At 61.9% G+C, this 17,277-nt stretch carries 19 protein-coding genes and 1 pseudogene; 14 read left to right on the top strand and 6 right to left on the bottom strand.

The window, feature by feature from the left end:
• Positions 1-274 precede the first annotated feature (274 nt).
• From istA to AC1MCD_RS09205, 11 genes and pseudogenes are all read left to right on the top strand, one after another.
• Positions 275-1,572: pseudogene (gene istA, locus AC1MCD_RS09255) on the top strand (IS21 family transposase); the annotation flags it as partial.
• A complete protein-coding gene (istB, locus tag AC1MCD_RS09250; protein ID WP_498677867.1) occupies positions 1,569-2,387 on the top strand; it encodes an IS21-like element helper ATPase IstB in 819 nt (272 codons plus the stop codon). The pseudogene istA and the gene istB, both read left to right, overlap by 4 nt.
• 47 nt (positions 2,388-2,434) lie before the next feature.
• The gene (locus tag AC1MCD_RS09245; RefSeq protein ID WP_498677866.1) at positions 2,435-2,623 is read left to right on the top strand and encodes a hypothetical protein; all 189 of its coding nucleotides are present in this window, start codon (positions 2,435-2,437) and stop codon (positions 2,621-2,623) included.
• 157 nt (positions 2,624-2,780) lie between these two features.
• Positions 2,781-3,608, top strand: coding sequence for a DUF1206 domain-containing protein (locus AC1MCD_RS09240; protein ID WP_498677864.1), 828 nt, complete (start codon positions 2,781-2,783; stop codon positions 3,606-3,608).
• A gap of 346 nt (positions 3,609-3,954) precedes the next feature.
• Positions 3,955-4,776 (top strand): tyrosine-type recombinase/integrase, encoded by an 822-nt coding sequence (locus tag AC1MCD_RS09235; protein WP_498677862.1) that lies wholly within the window; start codon positions 3,955-3,957, stop codon positions 4,774-4,776.
• Positions 4,777-5,198: 422 nt separating this feature from the next.
• A complete protein-coding gene (locus AC1MCD_RS09230) occupies positions 5,199-6,431 on the top strand; it encodes a tyrosine-type recombinase/integrase (RefSeq protein WP_498677860.1) in 1,233 nt (410 codons plus the stop codon).
• Positions 6,428-6,976: a DUF6262 family protein gene (locus tag AC1MCD_RS09225; protein ID WP_498677858.1), complete on the top strand. Its 549-nt coding sequence runs from the start codon at positions 6,428-6,430 to the stop codon at positions 6,974-6,976. Before AC1MCD_RS09230 ends, AC1MCD_RS09225 begins: the two co-directional genes overlap by 4 nt.
• Positions 6,977-8,389: 1,413 nt before the next feature.
• A complete protein-coding gene (locus tag AC1MCD_RS09220) occupies positions 8,390-8,998 on the top strand; it encodes an RNA polymerase sigma factor (protein WP_498677855.1) in 609 nt (202 codons plus the stop codon).
• A complete protein-coding gene (locus AC1MCD_RS09215; RefSeq protein WP_498677854.1) occupies positions 8,995-9,795 on the top strand; it encodes a peptidase M56 family protein in 801 nt (266 codons plus the stop codon). Before AC1MCD_RS09220 ends, AC1MCD_RS09215 begins: the two co-directional genes overlap by 4 nt.
• Positions 9,796-10,108: 313 nt before the next feature.
• Positions 10,109-10,411, top strand: coding sequence for a hypothetical protein (locus AC1MCD_RS09210; protein ID WP_498677852.1), 303 nt, complete (start codon positions 10,109-10,111; stop codon positions 10,409-10,411).
• 248 nt (positions 10,412-10,659) lie between these two features.
• Positions 10,660-11,157: a hypothetical protein gene (locus AC1MCD_RS09205; RefSeq protein ID WP_498677851.1), complete on the top strand. Its 498-nt coding sequence runs from the start codon at positions 10,660-10,662 to the stop codon at positions 11,155-11,157.
• A 728-nt stretch (positions 11,158-11,885) separates the two neighbouring features.
• Here the strand turns inward: AC1MCD_RS09205 and AC1MCD_RS09200 are convergent.
• Complete coding sequence (locus tag AC1MCD_RS09200) at positions 11,886-12,689, bottom strand: NAD(P)H-binding protein (protein WP_498677849.1); 804 nt, start codon at positions 12,687-12,689, stop codon at positions 11,886-11,888.
• A gap of 82 nt (positions 12,690-12,771) precedes the next feature.
• Between AC1MCD_RS09200 and AC1MCD_RS09195 the strand changes: the two genes are divergently transcribed.
• Positions 12,772-13,185 carry a winged helix-turn-helix transcriptional regulator gene (locus AC1MCD_RS09195; RefSeq protein WP_498677847.1) on the top strand — a complete coding sequence of 138 codons (414 nt, stop codon included), beginning with the start codon at positions 12,772-12,774 and terminating at the stop codon, positions 13,183-13,185.
• Positions 13,186-13,314: 129 nt separating this feature from the next.
• Here the strand turns inward: AC1MCD_RS09195 and AC1MCD_RS09190 are convergent, their stop codons facing one another.
• Together AC1MCD_RS09190 and AC1MCD_RS09185 are read right to left on the bottom strand one after the other, a co-directional pair.
• Positions 13,315-13,872, bottom strand: coding sequence for a hypothetical protein (locus AC1MCD_RS09190; RefSeq protein WP_498677845.1), 558 nt, complete (start codon positions 13,870-13,872; stop codon positions 13,315-13,317).
• Positions 13,869-14,480, bottom strand: a complete 612-nt coding sequence (locus AC1MCD_RS09185; RefSeq protein ID WP_498677841.1) for an RNA polymerase sigma factor — start codon at positions 14,478-14,480, stop codon at positions 13,869-13,871. The genes AC1MCD_RS09190 and AC1MCD_RS09185 overlap by 4 nt, the downstream gene beginning before the upstream one ends.
• A 232-nt stretch (positions 14,481-14,712) precedes the next feature.
• Between AC1MCD_RS09185 and AC1MCD_RS09180 the strand changes: the two genes are divergently transcribed.
• A complete protein-coding gene (locus AC1MCD_RS09180; protein ID WP_498677840.1) occupies positions 14,713-15,060 on the top strand; it encodes a hypothetical protein in 348 nt (115 codons plus the stop codon).
• Between the two features lie 383 nt (positions 15,061-15,443).
• The gene (locus tag AC1MCD_RS09175; protein ID WP_498677838.1) at positions 15,444-15,914 is read left to right on the top strand and encodes a hypothetical protein; all 471 of its coding nucleotides are present in this window, start codon (positions 15,444-15,446) and stop codon (positions 15,912-15,914) included.
• Positions 15,915-15,977: 63 nt separating this feature from the next.
• On the opposite strand, the gene AC1MCD_RS09170 is transcribed toward AC1MCD_RS09175, so the two are convergent.
• From AC1MCD_RS09170 to AC1MCD_RS09160, 3 genes are all read right to left on the bottom strand, one after another.
• A complete protein-coding gene (locus tag AC1MCD_RS09170) occupies positions 15,978-16,313 on the bottom strand; it encodes a hypothetical protein (protein ID WP_498677836.1) in 336 nt (111 codons plus the stop codon).
• Positions 16,314-16,337: 24 nt separating this feature from the next.
• On the bottom strand, positions 16,338-16,598 hold the full coding sequence (locus AC1MCD_RS09165) for a hypothetical protein (RefSeq protein WP_498677834.1): 261 nt from the start codon (positions 16,596-16,598) through the stop codon (positions 16,338-16,340).
• Between the two features lie 174 nt (positions 16,599-16,772).
• Complete coding sequence (locus AC1MCD_RS09160; RefSeq protein ID WP_498677832.1) at positions 16,773-17,150, bottom strand: hypothetical protein; 378 nt, start codon at positions 17,148-17,150, stop codon at positions 16,773-16,775.
• Between the last annotated feature and the right edge of the window lie 127 nt (positions 17,151-17,277).

Genomic DNA, 17,277 nt, shown 5'->3' with positions numbered 1-17,277 from the left:
GAGAATGTCAAATCTGATTTGAGCCCAGTTTGGCGTTAAACCGCAGTCTCATTGGGACCCATGTTATACGGGGTCCGGTGAGAGCCCGGCTGCGCCAGCGGCCGGCGGTATTCTGGTGGGAGAAGGTTTGGTTTCGCCGTTCTAGCTGTCAAGCTCAAAGGAGATGCAGAGATGGTTGAACGTCAGACGCTGACTGTTCCCGATCTTGTTGGGCAGCCTGTGCATGTTGCACAAGAGATGGCGGCGAACATTGGGCTTGGTCTCGCAGCCGGGGGTCCCGCAGGAACATTCACCGGGGGCGGAGGCTGAGGTGGATTTCGGTGAAGTCTGGGTGGTCCTGAACGGTGTGAAGACGAAGTGCCACATGTTCATCTTCCGGCTGTCCCACTCCGGCAAGGCCATCCACCGGATTTATCCGACGCAGGCCCAGGAAGCGTTTCTGGAAGGCCACATCGAGGCGTTCAATGAGATCGGTGGCGTGCCGGTCAGGCACATCCGCTATGACAACCTCACCAGCGCTGTCACTGCTGTGGTGTTCGGGCAGGGCCGTCAGCGGCAGGAAAATGACCGGTGGGTGCTGTTCCGCTCGCACTATGGCTTTGATGCCTTCTATGCCAGCCCGGAATCGCCGGGGCTCATGAAAAGGGCGGGGTTGAGGGCGAGGTGGGCTGGTTCCGTCGCAACCGGCTCTCCCCGATGCCTGTCGCCGGGTCCCTGGATGAGCTCAACGACCGGATCCGCAGATGGGAAGCCCGGGACGATGTCCGGCGGATCGATGACAGGATCCGCACGATCGGCCAGGACTTCGCCGCCGAGCAGCCGTTCCTGGCACCGTTGCCGGCGGAGGACTTCAATCCGGGCCTTGTGTTGAACCCCAGGGTGGACAGGTCCTCGATGGTCACGGTGCGGATGGTGAAGTATTCCGTCCCGGCACGGTTCATCGGCCGGAAGGTCCGGGTCTCGCTGCGGGCGTCCGAGGTCGTCGTGTTTGACGGCCGTGCCGTGGTTGCCAGGCATCAGCGGGTAGCGGCCCGGTCGGGGCAGTCGGTCCAGCTGGATCACTATCTGGAGGTCCTCAAGACCAAACCCGGGGCGTTGCCCGGTTCCACCGCCCTGGCCAGGGCCCGGGAGTCCGGGGCGTTCACCAGCGCCCATGAGGCGTTCTGGGCCGCCTCCCGCCGGGTCAACGGCGACGCGGACGGCACCCGTGAACTCATCGACGTCCTGCTGCTCCACCGGTCCATGGACGCCGGCGACATCAAGGCAGGGATCACAGCGGCCCTGGGAGTGGGCGCTGTCAGCGCCGACGTCGTCGCGGTCGAGGCCCGCAGACACGCAACGATGTCTTCAGGGGGTGGGTCCGGTCCGGACCTTCATCCCGCTGCTCACGATGAGGTGAAAGTGCAACGGGTTGTCAGTCTTACCCAGCGCCGGCTCATGGATCCGGCAGCAGTCATCGCCGGGCTCCCGCCGGACATCCGGCCGCTGCCATCGGTCAGTGCCTATGACGGGCTGCTGGCCAAACGCACCGAACACCCCGCAGGAACAGCGTCGAAGGAGAACATCTCATGAGCCCCATCGCCCCAACCACCACCATCACCCCGACCCTACGCAGGCGGCGCGGCCTGACCGAGCAGGCAGCCGTCGCGGCCGTGGACCAGGCCTGCCGCCGGCTGCGCCTGCCCACCGTCCGGGCGGTCCTGGACGAAGCCTTGACCGTCGCCGGGAAGGAACAGCTGAGCTACCAGGGATTCCTGGCCGAGCTGCTGCTGGCCGAGTGCGATGACCGTGACCGGCGCTCCTCCATCCGCAGGGTCAAAGCAGCAGGCTTCCCGCGGGACAAGTGGCTCGGCGATTTCGATTTCGACGCGAACCCGAACATCAACCCCGCCACCATCCACACCCTCGCGACCGGGGACTGGATCCGTAAAGGATCGCCCCTGTGCCTGATCGGTGACTCAGGCACAGGCAAATCCCATCTGCTCATCGGACTGGGGACGGCGGCCGCGGAGAAAGGCTTCCGGGTCAGATATACCCTCGCCACCAGGCTCGTGAACGAACTCGTCGAAGCTGCCGACGAAAAGATGCTGGCCAAGACCATCGCCCGCTACGGGCGGGTGGATGTGCTTTGCATCGACGAGCTGGGCTATATGGAACTGGACAAACGCGGAGCGGAGCTGCTCTTCCAGGTCCTCACCGAACGAGAGGAAAAAAACTCCATCGCCATCGCCTCCAACGAGTCGTTCTCCGGCTGGACGAAGACCTTCACGGATCCGCGCCTGTGCGCCGCGATCGTGGACCGGCTCACGTTCAAAGGCACCATCATCGAAACGGGTACCGATTCCTACCGCCTCGCCCACACCCTTCAACAGCAATCCGGCCTCTAAAACAGCTTCGTGGAGGACCGGATTCAGGCCGTCACAGCGGATCCGGGATGAAATCCCGGTATAGGCACTTTGGTGCAGGTGGAGCTGACCCGGTCGAGGAGCCGGGCGGCTTCCCGCGCGGCCGCAGCGTCACCGTCATCCTGTGCTCGCTGCTGATGCTCAACGCGCCGTGCGGCAGCAGCGTCAGGGTCCGGGCAAGCCGGTCCGGTTCGTCGGCTCCCCCGGCCCCGACCTGATCGGCCTGCCTGTGCGCGCTCCCTGCCTGAACCGGCTCGGCTCCGGGCCAGGCTGTCTTCGCTGGCTCGACCAGGCCTGTCTGAGCGTGCACTCACGTGACAAAATAGGCGTAGTAGACCACCACATCTGTGCTTGCGTTTGCGCTAGGGATCGGAAATGAAGAGAGAGCTGAAGGACGCGGCGAACGCGGTCGAGGATGCATCGAACTCGAGGGCTCTTGTGATTGCCGCCAGGGCAGGTTTTGCCGTCAGCGGCCTGTTGCACTTTCTGGTTGGGTTCGTCGCTATCCAGTTGGCATTAGGCACGGCGGGAAAGGCGGGACCGGCGGATCAGGCCGGTGCCGTCGCCCAACTCGCCGCCCAGCCGCAGGGGCTGCTGTTGCTGTGGGCCGGATTCGCCGCCTGTGTGGCTCTGGCTCTCTGGCAAACCAGTAACGCCGTGTTCGATTACGGTCAGCTGGAGGCCAAGAAGAAGGTGGGCAGGAAGCTTGCCGCAGCCGGCAAGGCGGTGGTGTTCGCTGTCATCGCACTGACGTTTGCTGCCTCCGCCAGCGGCAACAGCAAGAACAGCGGTAAGACCACCAGCGATTTCACCGTCTCCATCATCAAAGCACCCGGGGGTGCGATCCTGCTGATCGCCATCGGAGCCGCGATCGCCGTCGTCGGCCTTGTCTTCGTGGTCCTCGGAGTCAAGGGATCGTTCAAGAAGGATCTGCGGCTGCCGCCCTCTGGCATCGCCCGGTCCGTCGTGACGGGGCTGGGCGTGGTCGGCTACATAGCGGAGGGCGTTGCACTGTTTCTGGTGGGATTGTTGTTCATCATTTCCACCGTTAACGCCAACCCTCAGGAGTCCACCGGCCTGGATGGCGGGCTGAAGGCGCTGCGCGAGCAGCCGTACGGGGTGTACATGCTGACCGCCGTCGGAGCAGGTCTGATCTGTTACGGGTTTTACCTGATGGTGAAGGCCAAATTCGCGCGGATGTAAGCTCCCCGCCGACGCGGCCAGCTCCGCTTCAGAATCGTCTCCTCCTGGGGTTCAGTCGCCGATTTGGCGCACACCTATTTGCTGAGGGTGGACCTGAATCAGACCGTCATGGTGGTCCTGAATGAGATTGACATAGACAGATGCTGCCGAGTCGACGACTAAGACCTATGCGGGCGCGGTCGCATTGTATCTGTCGTGGTGTGCGGCCACCGGGCAGGATTGGCGGGCCGCTGCGGGGAAGATGCCGGCGTTCGTATTGTGGCTCCGCCACTCCCCGTCGCAGCCGGGGACAACGACCGGCGGTCCGGTCGAGGCTGCGGTCCGAGGACCGCGGCGGATTAACTGCGTGCTCGCAGGGGTGCGGGGCTTCCTGGCCTTTGCGGTGGATCACGGCGACGCTCCGAGAGGAGTGCTTGGTCGTCTTTATGAGCTTGCCAATAGCCAGGATCTGCCGGCTGAGGCGCGCGGCGAGGACGGCGCCTGGAGGCTGCGGGTGAAGGCCCGGCACCGGGTTCCGGCTATCAGACTACGGCCTGACCGGGCCAGCAATAAAGACGTCCTTGCGCTGCTGAGGGCATGCCTCTCGGCGCGTGACCGGCTGCTGGTGATGCTGCTCGCGCGGGCGGGGCTGCGTCGCGGCGAGCTGGTGGGGCTGCGGCGTGAGGACGTCCATTTCCTGGTTGACTCGTCGTCCTTGGGTTGTGGCTTTCCCGGATCTCACCTGCACGTGGTGCGGAGGCAGAACACGAACGGCGCGTGGGCAAAATCGCGGCACTCCCGGATCGTCCCGGTGGATTCACTGGTCGTGTATGCCCACGACCAGTACTTCACCGAGAGGGCCATGAATCCCGCGGCAGGTGGGAGCGATTTCGTGTTCGTGAACCTGTTCCGGGCCCCCATCGGCGCACCGATGACTCCCGCTGCGGTAAACGAATTGCTGGCCGCAGCCTCCCGCCGTGCGGGTCTGGATCCGGCCGTGCACCCGCATGCGCTGCGTCATGGGTTTGCCAGCAACGTCCTGGACGCCGGCGGGAGCATCGACGAGGTCCAGGAGCTACTCGGCCATGCCTCGATCAGCTCGAGCCAGGTGTATCTCCATCCGGCACCGGAGCGGTTGCGCGCGGCGGTGGAGCGGGTAGCCCGGGCCGCCACGTCACCGGGAACGTGACGAGGTGACCGCGGTGCCAGCCCGTGCTCTGGTCACGTTGTCGCCCGAGGGCCAGTTGGATGCAGAACAGGCCAAGGACATCTGGGCGATGTCCTTGTTTGGCCACAGCGGGCGGTTGGACTTCACGGCGATCAGCCAACCCTGGTTACGCGAGGGTGCGAAACGGTGGGCGATACACGACCTGATACGTCGTCGGGGCGAGGGCGCCACCACGGTGTTGAGGGCCCACGTGGCGGCATTGGCGGGTCTCTCAGAGAGTTTGCGCGCCCATCGAAGCGACCGCGGCCTGATCATCCGTGACCTCGGCCGCCCTGACATTGAGTTGTTTCTGCAGCGACTCGCCTACCTGGAGCATTGCGGGAAGATCACCGCGTTGTCCCCGGTCCCTGAGCTGTCGAAAGGCTCATCATGCGCTGCGTCAGATGCGACTGCTCGGCCTGACCCGGGCCGGTGACCCGCTCAGCGGGCTGCCTGACGACTTCGCGTTCCGCCGCGAGGACGTTCCCCGGCGCCCCGACCGGCAAGCTCCCAACCGGTCGCTGCCTCCCGAGATCCTTGCCCAGCTCTGCGATGCCCTGCCGCTGCTGCGCAGCCGGGCGCCCAAAGAGTTGGCCGTTGCGATCGAGTTGCTCATCGACACGGGCCGCCGGCCCGGCGAGATCCTGAACCTGCCTTGGGAGTGCATAGACCGCGACCACGACGGGAACTATGTCCTGGTCTACGACGATCTCAAGAACAACAGGCCGGGCCGGCGGCTTCCGATCACCCAGGCGACCGCCGAGCTAATCACCGCCCAACAAAAAGCAATGCGGGAGCAGTTCCCCGGCAGCAACCCGGCGTCCTTGGTTCTGCTGCCCTCAGACGAAGACCCCGACGGTCGGCGCCCGATGGCCCGGCATCGCATCGGCCGGGCCCACCGCGGCTGGCTCGCTTCGCTGCCCTCACCTCTCCGGCGCTCTGACGGCAGCAACTACGACCTGACCACGATCACGCCCTACTCCTATCGACACACCTACGCGCAACGGCATGCCGACGCCGGCGTCGCGCTCGATGTACTCGCCGAGCTGATGGGCCACGAGCTGTTGAGCTCGACCCAGGCCTACTACCAAGTCGGCGAGAAACGCCGCCGTGCCGCGGTCGACCGGCTGGCCGACCACCGGTTCGACCGGCACGGCAACCACCTCTGGCGAGACACCCAGGCTCTACTCGAAGACGAGCACGCGCGCCACACACTCGGCCAGGTATCGGTGCCCTACGGCAACTGTCACGAACCCTCCAACGTCCAGGCAGGCGGTGGCGCCTGCCCATTCCGGTTTCGCTGCGTCGGCTGCGATCACTTCCACACCGATCCTTCGCATCTGCCGGAGTTGAAGGCATACCTGCATGACCTGCTCCGCGACCGCGAACGCGTGCTGGCCACCACCGATCTCGAAAACTGGGCCAGAACAGAAGCTTTACCCTCAGAGGAGGAAATCCGCCGGGTGAAAGAACTCGTGCACCGGGTCGGGGAACACCTTGAACAGCTCGCCCCCGCCGAACAGGCCGACATCGCTGCCGCCGTTTCGGCCGTTCGCCGCACCCGCCAAGTGACCAATCTGGGCATGCCCGCGATCAGGGGCAAGCCCGATCCCAGCACGGGACCGGAGAAACTGTGAACAGCAACACCAACGGCATCGCCGCGGCCCGGCAAGCCCACAGCACACGATGCCGGCAACGTGTCCTCGCCGCGCTCGAGCAAGCTGTCCATCTGGGCGCCGAAATCAGCATCTCCGCGATCGCCCGCCGCGCCGGGGTGGACCGCAGCTTCCTCTATCGCCACCGCGACCTTCACGCCGCGGTGCTTCTCAAGGCCGCCGAACCGACCACCGCCAAGGCCGGAGGACCGGGCGTTAGCAGGCCATCCCTCATTGCAGACCTGGCCAACGCTCATGAGCACATGGCCCGTCTGTCCCGCGAAAACGCCCAACTCCGCCAGCGCCTGTCCGAGCATCTCGGTGAAGAGGTGTGGCGCGAGTCCGGCCTCGGGGCCCCCGACGACGTCGACCGTCTCCAGCGCCGCCTCAACGAACTGGAACAACACACCGCAGAACAACGTCGGCAACTCTCAGAACGCGACGACGAGCTCGACGCGGCACGGGCCGCCAACCGAGAGCTCATGACCCGGCTTAACCGGCCACACCCCGAGGGTAGCAACCGCTAGGCATTCCCCAAACGGGACCCGAGCGCAACAGTCAGAACTGTTACAGACGACTTCGACTTTTCCTGAAGGCGACTTCTGAAATGGCACTGGCCGTCCCAACCTGACCGTATGATTGCACTTCCCTGACGTCCAAATGGGGAACCACTAGCGGACATATTTGAGCACCGCTTTCGTTGTTGGGGGCGATGCTGAAGCTCCCCGTAGCGGCTGATACGGTTTCGCAACATTGTTATCTGAGCCGCAGGCGCGCGAACCTGGAAAGCGTGGGATTAGACTCAGGCCATGTCAGCTCATTGGGGGATGCAGACTCTGCCGGGAAGAGTTCTGTTTTTGACCGTACTCGCCTTTGCCCTGGTGGGTTGTGAGTACGTTGGCATGGGCGAGGAACTACCTAACCCCGCGTCGCAGAGCGCAACGGGGCGGCCGCGGTCTGTCCAGGACAACATTGACGATGTGGCGCGTTTGCTCCTGGTATCCAAGACCGATCCTGGAATGCCATCGGAAGCCAACCCCGCGGGGGAGCTTACGGTGGATCTCGCCCCGGGAGATTATGAGATCGCTGTCGCCTGTGCTGGGGTACTTACGGCTACGCTCACCGTGGTGAGGGGCGGGGGCCCGCCGGAAGAAATGGAATATCCGTGCGACTCCACCGCCATGAGGCGATTCGAAAGGCACGCGGGCGGTCCCCTCACCGTCCGTGCGACTCCGTTCCCGGGCGACGCGGCTGTAGCCGGTGTTACGGTAGGCCCCAACAGCAACCCGGGTATTTCAAGGTCAAAAGATCTGTTGGAGTGGTCGCGACAGAAGCTGAAACCCGAGTTGCCCGGTGAAGTGTTCGGGGCACGGGAATCGAACACAGCCACCAGCTACGCAAGTGGAGAGCCGGCTGCACCCGGGAAGTACGAATTGCATTTCCTCTGCGAAGGACCACCCGATGCAGAGATCTCGGTGTCGGCGGCCTGGGACGGCGCCGAAGTTCTCGCTCCCATGCAGGTCCCATGCAATGGGGAGGTCTTTAGAACAACAGTGCAGCTGGCCACTGAAGGAGCAGATATGAAGGTGGAGCCCGCTGCTGGCCCAGACTGCCGTTACGCCTTCAGGCTTGTTCCATCCCCGTAGGTTTGCCCCCACTACTCCAGAGCCTCCAAAATTGTCCCATTAGCCGGGGTCGGTCACGTTATGTGGGAGCCTGCCGTCGCGTTCCTCGTGGTGCCCGTAAGCCGAACCTTGACCGGGCGAAAAATTCAGGCCTTTTCGGACCCTGTCCCGCCGGTGCGGAAGACGCCCGAGATGTCGCCGCCCCGGCTGGACCCGTTCAACGCTTGCCCTTAACCTGGTCGCACGTCGGAGCGCGGATCTCAAACTTTTTCGGATTCGGTGAAACCTTTTGGGCTTTGCCGGACACTAAAGGGCATGGGGAAGAACGGAGACGGTGAAGAGGGGCTGTGGCACCAGAGCCTTCTGGGTCAGGGCGATGCGTTTGGCGCCCTGTACGACCGGCATCGGGACAGGGTTTTCCGCCACGCGTACCGGCTGTGCGGGAACCACCACGACGCTGAAGACATCATGGCTGCCTCCTTTCTTGAGCTCTGGCTGCGGCGAAAGAAGGTCCGGGTGGTGGAAGGATCGATCCTTCCGTGGTTGCTGGTGACGACCACGAACATGGCACGCAACAGCACCCGCTCAGCGCTCCGCTATCAACGTCTCCTAAACTCCCTTCCCCGAACCGAGGACCTCAGCGACCCATCAGCAGATTCTTACCGCTCTTACCAGGACACTCTTGACCAGGACCTTGCAAGGGCTCTGGCCACATTGACTGCCGAGGACCTGCACCTGGTCACCCTGGTCGTTTTCGAGGGGCACACCATCGCCGCTGCCGCCGCTGTCCTGAATCTGACCCCTGCCGCAACGAAATCACGGATCCACCGGGCCCGCCAGCGGCTCAGAGCAGCCCTCGCCCCTGATGCATCACCTAACCCGCCCACCGCTCCAACCCCGGTGTTGGAAGGAGAACGGACATGAACCAGCTCCACGTCGATGATCTGTTCAGTGATGCCCTACGGACGGAACTCGTATCCCAAGTCAACGAGGGAGCACTAGTTGCGAAACGCAGGCGTACCAGGGTCTGGCTTGGTACCGGCGCTCTGGCCGCGGCGGGACTGCTTGGTATCGGAGCAGCGGCGGCAGGTCTTTTCTTCATCCCTGGAGGCGAAACGGTGACACCGTTGGCTTCGCCCGTGACCACAACCTACACCGGCACAGCAACCGTTGAGCTGGGCACTCCTCCCGACGGAACGACGGGGATTCAAATGGAACTTAGGTGCTTGACCCCTGGCTGGTTTGAGTTTCCCGACGGCGCATCGAGCAGCTGCTCGGAAGTGGATGCGGCCAGCGACAGACTGGGTTGGAGCGGCTACACCATCAACCTCGTCCCCGGCCAGGACAGTGTCACGATCAAGACCGACCCCGAGGCCCGCTGGCAGCTTACCGCCGAGTACGTAAAGCAGGAACGAACACCCCTGGGTGTCAATGCCAAGGGTGAAACCTACGGCGTCGAAAGCCAGGAGAACGGAACCCCCGACCTGATCGCTGTAATGGCCACCAACGGGCAATCCGGGTACGCCCACGCCCGTGACCTGTACGGAGGTCCCATGCCTACCAGCCCGGAAGATGCCGTCAAGAACTTCAGTACCCCGCGCCCTCCGCGCCAGGTCCCCGTCTTCAAAAGCGACGGAGAAACCCAGATAGGTGTCTTCATGGCCGCCGGCTCCGGCGGAGGGATACCCTCCTACCCAACGCGAAGTGCCCCGCCAGGGTGAACCAATCATTCGCTGGTATCCCTGCACTCAGCCGCATTCCGCCGTTCCGGGAGCGCCATCCGTGAGTGCGGGTACGCACCCTCTGTCCTCCATTAGGTTGTGGCGATGCCTGATTCCATCCCTACTTCTCACCATGCTGCTGACATCATGCAGCGACACGGTGACGGGCGGACCGGGAACTGCCGAACCCACGACGAACTCCACCAGCTCAATCCCTGGTTCTACCAGCAGCCCCGTTCCAAGCGGTGGCCCCTTCGCGTGCGTTGAGTGGGTCCGATTCGCGACCCCTCAGGATCAATACGACAACGCCGGCATGGTGCTCATCGGAAAATCAGTAAGCCGGGCCGGCGAAACCAGCATTTACGGTCACAAGGCCACGACCCACCTTGTAGAAGTCGAGAAGGTACTCAAAGGGAATCCAGGAGAGGGGAACCTGCGCATCACCTCCACACCCCCGACCTGCACTGTAGGAGGGTCCTACCCGGACGGCGATCCGCTCGATACAGCTCAAAGAGTCATCATTTTTGCCTCCAAGCAGGGCGACGAGTGGTTCACCAATACACCAGCACAAGGAGTCCTGCCTTTCCCCCAAGGCTCAAAGCTTCCCTTTCAGTAGTGAGCCCAACCCTTGCCCATGAACTCCCGATGAATCCCTTAGCCACCCCCCCCAAGCCCCGAACCTCAGCGGACGGTTGCAGCCCTCAAGGGGATCCTTCACCGGACGCCGCCCGACCTCCTTTTCCGGTTTTGGCTTACGGGTGATTGTTGCGGCTTTCTTAGAACTTTTGGCAGCGGCATACCCAGGTGCCATGCTGAAGGCACGAGCGTTACTTTCAGCGGTTGCGGACATCGGGGGAACAGAACATGCAGCGGAACCAGTCGAAATATGCAAGACAATCAACTGCCCACAGGATTGCTTCCTCATTCTCAGTCTTAGCTCCGGCTACTGTTGCCCTGCTGGTCAGTGGTTGCTCACCCTCCGCTCCGCAGAAGGCACCCAGTACTGCTACGCCGACACAAGCGATCGTCAGCCAGGCTGCTGCAGCCCCTGACTCCATTCCCAGCGCAACCAATGGGCTGGACAAAACTGCGGACTTCAAGACAGCCAAGAAAGACGCGCCTTGGTTGGACAAGATCAAATCCTTGACTGAAGCCGAGCCGGGCAGGATCCGCATCGAGACCAGTGTCGTGGACCCGCGCGGCGCCGATGGTAGCGAGGAGGCAAAGAGCGCGATTGCTATTTGCGAATCCGCCATTACTCTTTTCGGGCCGAGCTACGTATCTGTTCTGGAGGACGACGGCACGAACTTCGTCCTGTTCGGACACCCCTCAGTGCCTAAAGGGGCTTGCACTGAGGTCTGACTAGCGCGTTGCTGGGAATCGCGTCCAGTAGACATTGGGCCGCCCGTTGGGGGAACCCTCTACGGGACACTCCGCCTCAGTTTGGATAGTTAGGCATCACGGAACCCCGGGCATTGGTTGTGGAGAGGCACTTCTCATTCGTTCGGGGGTCCACTCTCGCTGCTCTCCCTCTTTCGGCGTCGTGACCTGCGAATCTGCCGAGTTCCCGTCGGAGCTGCGGGTTGGTGGAAGGGGCATGGGTAGAGGAGTGGCATTGCGCATCTGTTCCTCGGTCAGTGGGACGAAGGTTGTGCCGCAGCTGGATGCAGTCGCAGAATCAGCGGAAGGGGCTATCGATTCTGTTGACTTGGTCAGAAGCCGGACTGTCTCCTGGCACTCGCTTCGGTCGGCTATTTCTGTACCCTCAGTAACTTCGGGGGAAGGCTCTGCAGATGGCAGTGGCGGCTCCTGGCGCCATTCTCCCTGCCCGTTATTGCCAACGCTTCCGCAGGCGGTGACGGAGAAAATCAGAACGCATGCAGCAGTGAACCCGCGGATTTCTCTCGAACGTCCCATGCCCTGATTGTCCCGATACGCGGGCCACAAAAATAGTGGTCCAGTCTGAACCACTAGTTTCAATCCGATCAATATTTCTTTGGCTGTGATCTCAATAAAAAGCTGGAGCAGCATGCTCGGCTGCTCTGCCGTCCCATTTGGGGAACCCTGAGCGGGCGCCCTCTCGATTCGTGTCAGCTGTGCGCGGCTGCTGCTGCAACAGTCAGCGGATCCACCAGGTCCCTTCCCAGAATATGTGTGATGTCGGTTGCGGTTCCGTCGAGGAATCCGTGAGCGGCAGCGGTGTGGATGGACAACAGCATTGGGGGCTGGAACGGCAACAGCCCTGCCGTGTCCAGGGTGTCCCTAAGATCCTCCAATGTGCCCGGCCGGTACGCCGACCCCAGGCGGTCCGCGACGTCCTGGCCCGTGATCACCCTTTTCCCGACCAGGTTGTAGGTCTGGCCGCTGTGCGGCCGGGGGTTCTGGGCGACGATTGACGCCGCTTCGGCGAGGTCCTGCCGAGCGACGGCCGCTACCCCGCCGCGGCCGAACGGAGCTGTAATCACTCCATCTCGTGGCGTAAGGAGTTGACCGATCAGCTCGGCATACAAACCGTTCCTCATGACCGTCCACGGGAGCTCTCCGTTCCGGAGGCGGCGTTCGGTCCACCGGTGGGCCAGAGCGAATCCGAGGTGATCGCCGTCATCGGCGAGGCTGGTGTAAACGATGTGCCGTACTCCGTCGCGTTCCGCGGCCGTGATGGCGTTCTCATGCCGGCCGATGACGACGTCGTCTTCGGCCGTCCCGGCAGAGATGAGGACCAGCGTGTGCACGCCGGCGAAGTCGAGCGTTCCGGGATCGTCAAAGTCCAGCTGACGGAGCTGCCCGTTACCGGCAGGGTTGCGGGTTCCCCCGACAGCCGGCGCACCGGATTCCGTGAGGTGTTCGAGGACTGCTGTGGCGAGGTGGCCGGAGGCCCCGGTAACGAGAATCATGCATGCGCTCTTTTCGCTGGTACTTTTCGGTAACTAGACTCATCCTCGGTAACCACCTGAATATGCACAAGGAGGCACTCTGGTGTCAGGCAGTCACACGGAAGTAACCGCCATGCTTGAGCCGTGCGGTGATGCCGATCATCCGGACTGCGGTATCCGTGACGTACTGGACCGGATCGGCGACAAATGGTCAGTGCTCGTCATCGTAGAGCTGGCCTCCGGCACGAGGCGTTTCAGGGAACTGCAGCGCGCGATCGACGGAATCTCCCAGCGCATGCTGACCCTCACCGTCAGGCGGCTCGAACGCGATGGCCTGGTCACCCGGACCGTCTACCCCACGGTCCCCGCGCAGGTCACCTACGAACTCACGCAGCGCGGAAGCAGCCTCACCCATCTGGTCAAACAGCTCGCGGACTGGTCACTGGAACATAAGGATTCCATCGGGCAATCACGGGAACTGTACGACCAGCAAAACCCGGACCACGCGATCCGGTAACCGTGAAAAGCCAGAGGTGGTGGTCAAGACAGGCCCGCTCTGGCGGCCTGGGGTCCGTTGGGGGAACGTTGAGCGGACGGAAAGCAGCCATCTCAGATAGTCGCGGAAGAAGGCTGTTGACGATCAGGGTCAGGGTGACTCGTCGGCTTTCAAAGCAAGGCCAAGCTTGGCGCAAACGTCTTCATCACCGGGGATTACCGCGGCGCGGCCGTCACTCAGAACACATACGGTCAGTGGGTTCGGGATCGGGTAGGAGAAGCTGCGGTCATAAAGGCTGGGATGTGCCCTGCCATTCGGGCTATCGGGGTCGAGCCCGTGGTGGGCCCACATGTCCCGGCAGAGAGTCAACGCGTCCTCGATAGGAATCGGGTTGCGTTGCGTTGATGGTTCACCAACCCTGGTGCCTTCTCCCAAGACAGCTGTGGTGCCGGGGAATTGGTTGCCGCTGAGCTCGGCGCGTGCGAAGCAAGCGATTGAACTCTTATCCGTGACGGGCATTTGCAGCGCTATAGCCGCTCCGCTTACTGCCACGGCGACCACAACGGCGGAGAGCAGAATCCGCTTACCCTTTGTGTTTTGAAAGTGACGGTTTTCCGGGGTTCCATCCTGGGCAACGTTGGCGAGGAGCTGTTCGATGGCTTTGCTGCGTTCCTCGTTGAAGGGCTGTGGACGGGTGGTGTCATTCATGGTGTGCCCTCTTCAGGGGTGAGTGGGTTGGCCGGTCGCAATCCGGCTTGTGGTTTTATCAGCTGGGACAGTTTGTGTTTGGCGCGCGAGAGCCGCGACTTTACTGTGCCAGGCGGAATACGCAGCAGCTGGCTTACTTCAGCGGTACTCATCTCCTCGAGAACGCAGAGGGCGATGATTTCCTGGTCTCTGCGGCCCAGTGAACGGTAGGCCCGGTACAGGAGCTGAGAGCGTCGGTCCTGGTCAACGGCGTCGGCCACGGAGTCGCCGTGATCCGGTGCCGTCTCTGGCTGCGGAAGTTTCCGGATGAGTTGCTCATACCGGAGAGTGGACCTGAGCCGGTTCCTGGCGACGTTGGTGGTCGTGACCAGCAGCCAGCCGATTAACGAATCGTTGACCAACCGGACCTTTGCTCTGCAGCGCCAGGCTTCGAGGAACACCATCGCAGTGACGTCTTCAGCCTCATGGGGCGTTCTGACCACGCGCAGGCTGTGACCGAAGACTCTGTCCCGGTGGAGAAGGAAGAGTGCTGCGAAAGCGGAACCGTCACCTTCCAGGACGCGCAACCACAGTTCACTGTCCGTATGTGCCTTCCCCTGGTTCCCCATACCCATAAGTGTCCGGCAACCCCTCCCCGGTTCCATCAGGACTAAGAGTAAGAACTTCCCAGGCTCAATGCGCCATGATCGCCGTCTGCGTGAACGCCAGAAGACCCCGGCGCCTGGCATTCTGCCGTCCGTTTGGGGAACCCCCAACGCGACGTCCATCTGTAGGCTGGGCCTATGGCGTTGGGGGACGCGGTACAGCCGCAAGCAGTTCCGTCGTACAAGGTGGTCTTGGATGCCTACGGGTTCATCAAGGGCTGCCGCGCTGGACAGCGGACCGGGTTCGGGCCTGTTGCCGGCAGAGGTGGTCAACGGAGAAACACTGAACCTGCCGGGGCGCGCCTATTACCTCTTCAATGCTGCGCCCCAGTTTTACCTTGACCCCGGGTGGGTGAATCATGTGCCGTGGCACCATTCCCCGCAGTCACCGAGCATTCTGTGGCCGGCGGACAGAAGCTGGGTCATGGTGTCAGAAATAGACTTCGATTCCACGGTGGTGGCCGGCAGCCATGAGCTCATATCGGCGCGCTGGTCCTGGACCCTGCCATCGAGGCGCTGCCTTTGGATGAAGGAGCAGACCTAACGTGGGACGCCGACGTTGCCAACCGGCCGATGCAGTAGCCAACCCGTTACGAGGCGCTGCTGATGCAGCGACTATTCCGTGGTCCAAAACAACGAGTTACATCCATGCGTCTGACTGTCCTCTTAGCGGAGTATGCAGTCACGTGACTAACGAACCGAGGTGGCGAGTATCCGGGGTCTACTTCCAGCCCTTCTTGTTTCGCATGCGCTAACAACCCGTGATTCCCCTTACCGGCTGGGCGGCCACAAGTTGAGAGTAACACCAGGGTTCACGTGCCAGATCTAAAGCAGCACCGGACCGAATGGGAACCCTCTATGGGACAACCCTCAGCGCTACGCCAACTACTGCGGTTGCGTCGTGAGTCCTGAGGCTAGGCTAAGCGAATGGACCCGGAGGCAGCCAAAAGCGGCAACAAGTATGAATGGCAATCCTGGCCTTCCGATTCGCGAGAGGGCATGCCGCCGAAGCGACGGCGACTTGTTGTATGGGGTCTGTGGTGGTTCCTTTTCCTAGGGGTGCTGCTGGGTAGCGTTTTGGAAGCTGCCAATGTTCCGCAACCCTGGCGTACTTTATTGGCCATTGCTGGTTTAGCTGCGCTCTTCGGTCCATTGATTCGCGGGGCCATGATTGAAACCCGCAAACTCCGCGCCGAAGGCATCGTCCTGCCGTCCTATCCTGTCACCCGCAAATCACTTATCTCCATCGCTGTCATCACCGCTATTCTTTGGGCGATTTTCGCCTTCCTCGCCGCTACGGGCCGACCCACGTTCCCTCTTCTGCCAATCGTCGGAACGATTTGGCTGGCGTACCAATTGCTCAGGCTTCGTTCACTGCCCATTGAGGAAGACAACTAGACACTCCGTCTCTCAGGCGCGTTGCCCAACGCTATTCGTTCGGTTGTCGTCTGATGGCTCGGATCAGCCGGACAAGCTCGCCAAAATCTTCAACGCCGCAAGCTGAGGATATTCGTCTCGTGTCATTTCGGATTGATAATCATCTAGCCAATAACTTGCCGCTCTCTGCTCGGTAAGGCTGATGAACTGAGGGTTCTCATCGGAAAACTGCCTGTAAGCCCGTCGAAGAACTGGCCGGTCCGGCAGGTCCTGGTCCAAGAAGGCCAACACGTCCTTACCTAACTCGATGACATACTCGCCGCAGAGTTGAATAACGAAAGGTATGGTCCAGGGGGTGTTTGAAGCGAGGATCAGGGAAAGCGCCTTTTGCCGTACCCGGCCATCGTGGTGCCGTGACATCCAGCAGGCCAGGACGAGATGTTCTTATGGTGTGAGCTGCGAGGTCTTGGCCTCGGCTGGCCAGGAGTAGTACATGCGGTAGGGGATCTGCAGAAGGTCCGCGGCGACATGAATCTCCGGGTAGTCGGCCACATGCCAGTTGGTGTCTTGAATCAAGCGGGCTGACGTCGGGATTTCCGGGCGTTCTAGGATCCGCATCGTCTGCTGAGCTGCGGGACGGGCATTCCGCGGGATCGCACGCAGCAAGAGTGGGTCTTTGAACGAGGACACTTTCACCGGCTCCATTCAATCACCTCTGCAGCAATCGGTTTTAGTCCCTTGACCAGCGCGGTGCCCTCACGTTTAGTGCTCCGGGCGGCTGAGCCGTAAATAGACTTTAGACGGCCATCTATAAGAAGATTGCAATTCAAAGCTTGAGGATATATATCGGAAGACGCCCGCATGGAGCTGCTTGAATTCTTATGCGGAGCCCAGCCAGCGTTTCCATCTGCCGGGGTATCCGCCCGGCCGCGGGCCTAGGTCGCGCATCATCTTCTTGTACCAGCGGTACGCGAAGTACAACGCGATGATGTAGAGGACAAACAGAACGGCCATGATGATGAGGAGCTCATCCTTTGCGGCATGGTATTCGTAGTATCCGGGCTGGCCGTATGCCAGCTCGCCGGACATCAGAGGATTCACAATGTCTATGAAGTAAAAAAGAGCGACAAAAAAGGGGAGCATTAGCAGGCACGTTGTCGGCAACACCACCGCGCCGTACTTGAGCTGCGTCTTCCAGCATCGTTTGTCCCAAGCTGCGGTTTGTTCTTTCTGGTCGCTCGCTGTCGTCTGCGTCATTCTCTCCCCCATATATGCCTAGTGCCGTTCCTAGCCTAGGGCCCGGGAACTGGTGCATTGCAAAGGCAACCCTCTACGGGTTGCTCCCTTTCCCTCAGACAAATCTTGGGAACGGATTCAACGCGTT

It is taken from the genome of Arthrobacter sp. BF1, from assembly GCF_056680215.1.
Note: the sequence above shows the minus strand (reverse complement) of the source record. Positions and strands in the feature narration are given on the sequence as shown.

Bases quoted from the DNA above. Each gene is read 5' to 3' on its own strand.
- istB (WP_498677867.1), top strand. From the start codon at position 1,569: ATGAGCCCCATCGCCCCAACCACCACCATCACCCCGACCCTACGCAGG.
- AC1MCD_RS09245 (WP_498677866.1), top strand. From the start codon at position 2,435: ATGAAATCCCGGTATAGGCACTTTGGTGCAGGTGGAGCTGACCCGGTC.
- AC1MCD_RS09240 (WP_498677864.1), top strand. From the start codon at position 2,781: ATGAAGAGAGAGCTGAAGGACGCGGCGAACGCGGTCGAGGATGCATCG.
- AC1MCD_RS09230 (WP_498677860.1), top strand. From the start codon at position 5,199: ATGCGACTGCTCGGCCTGACCCGGGCCGGTGACCCGCTCAGCGGGCTG.
- AC1MCD_RS09220 (WP_498677855.1), top strand. From the start codon at position 8,390: ATGGGGAAGAACGGAGACGGTGAAGAGGGGCTGTGGCACCAGAGCCTT.
- AC1MCD_RS09215 (WP_498677854.1), top strand. From the start codon at position 8,995: ATGAACCAGCTCCACGTCGATGATCTGTTCAGTGATGCCCTACGGACG.
- AC1MCD_RS09210 (WP_498677852.1), top strand. From the start codon at position 10,109: ATGGTGCTCATCGGAAAATCAGTAAGCCGGGCCGGCGAAACCAGCATT.
- AC1MCD_RS09205 (WP_498677851.1), top strand. From the start codon at position 10,660: ATGCAGCGGAACCAGTCGAAATATGCAAGACAATCAACTGCCCACAGG.
- AC1MCD_RS09200 (WP_498677849.1), bottom strand. From the start codon at position 12,689: ATGATTCTCGTTACCGGGGCCTCCGGCCACCTCGCCACAGCAGTCCTC.
- AC1MCD_RS09190 (WP_498677845.1), bottom strand. From the start codon at position 13,872: ATGAATGACACCACCCGTCCACAGCCCTTCAACGAGGAACGCAGCAAA.
- AC1MCD_RS09185 (WP_498677841.1), bottom strand. From the start codon at position 14,480: ATGGGGAACCAGGGGAAGGCACATACGGACAGTGAACTGTGGTTGCGC.
- AC1MCD_RS09180 (WP_498677840.1), top strand. From the start codon at position 14,713: ATGCCTACGGGTTCATCAAGGGCTGCCGCGCTGGACAGCGGACCGGGT.
- AC1MCD_RS09175 (WP_498677838.1), top strand. From the start codon at position 15,444: ATGGACCCGGAGGCAGCCAAAAGCGGCAACAAGTATGAATGGCAATCC.
- AC1MCD_RS09170 (WP_498677836.1), bottom strand. From the start codon at position 16,313: ATGTCACGGCACCACGATGGCCGGGTACGGCAAAAGGCGCTTTCCCTG.
- AC1MCD_RS09165 (WP_498677834.1), bottom strand. From the start codon at position 16,598: ATGGAGCCGGTGAAAGTGTCCTCGTTCAAAGACCCACTCTTGCTGCGT.
- AC1MCD_RS09160 (WP_498677832.1), bottom strand. From the start codon at position 17,150: ATGACGCAGACGACAGCGAGCGACCAGAAAGAACAAACCGCAGCTTGG.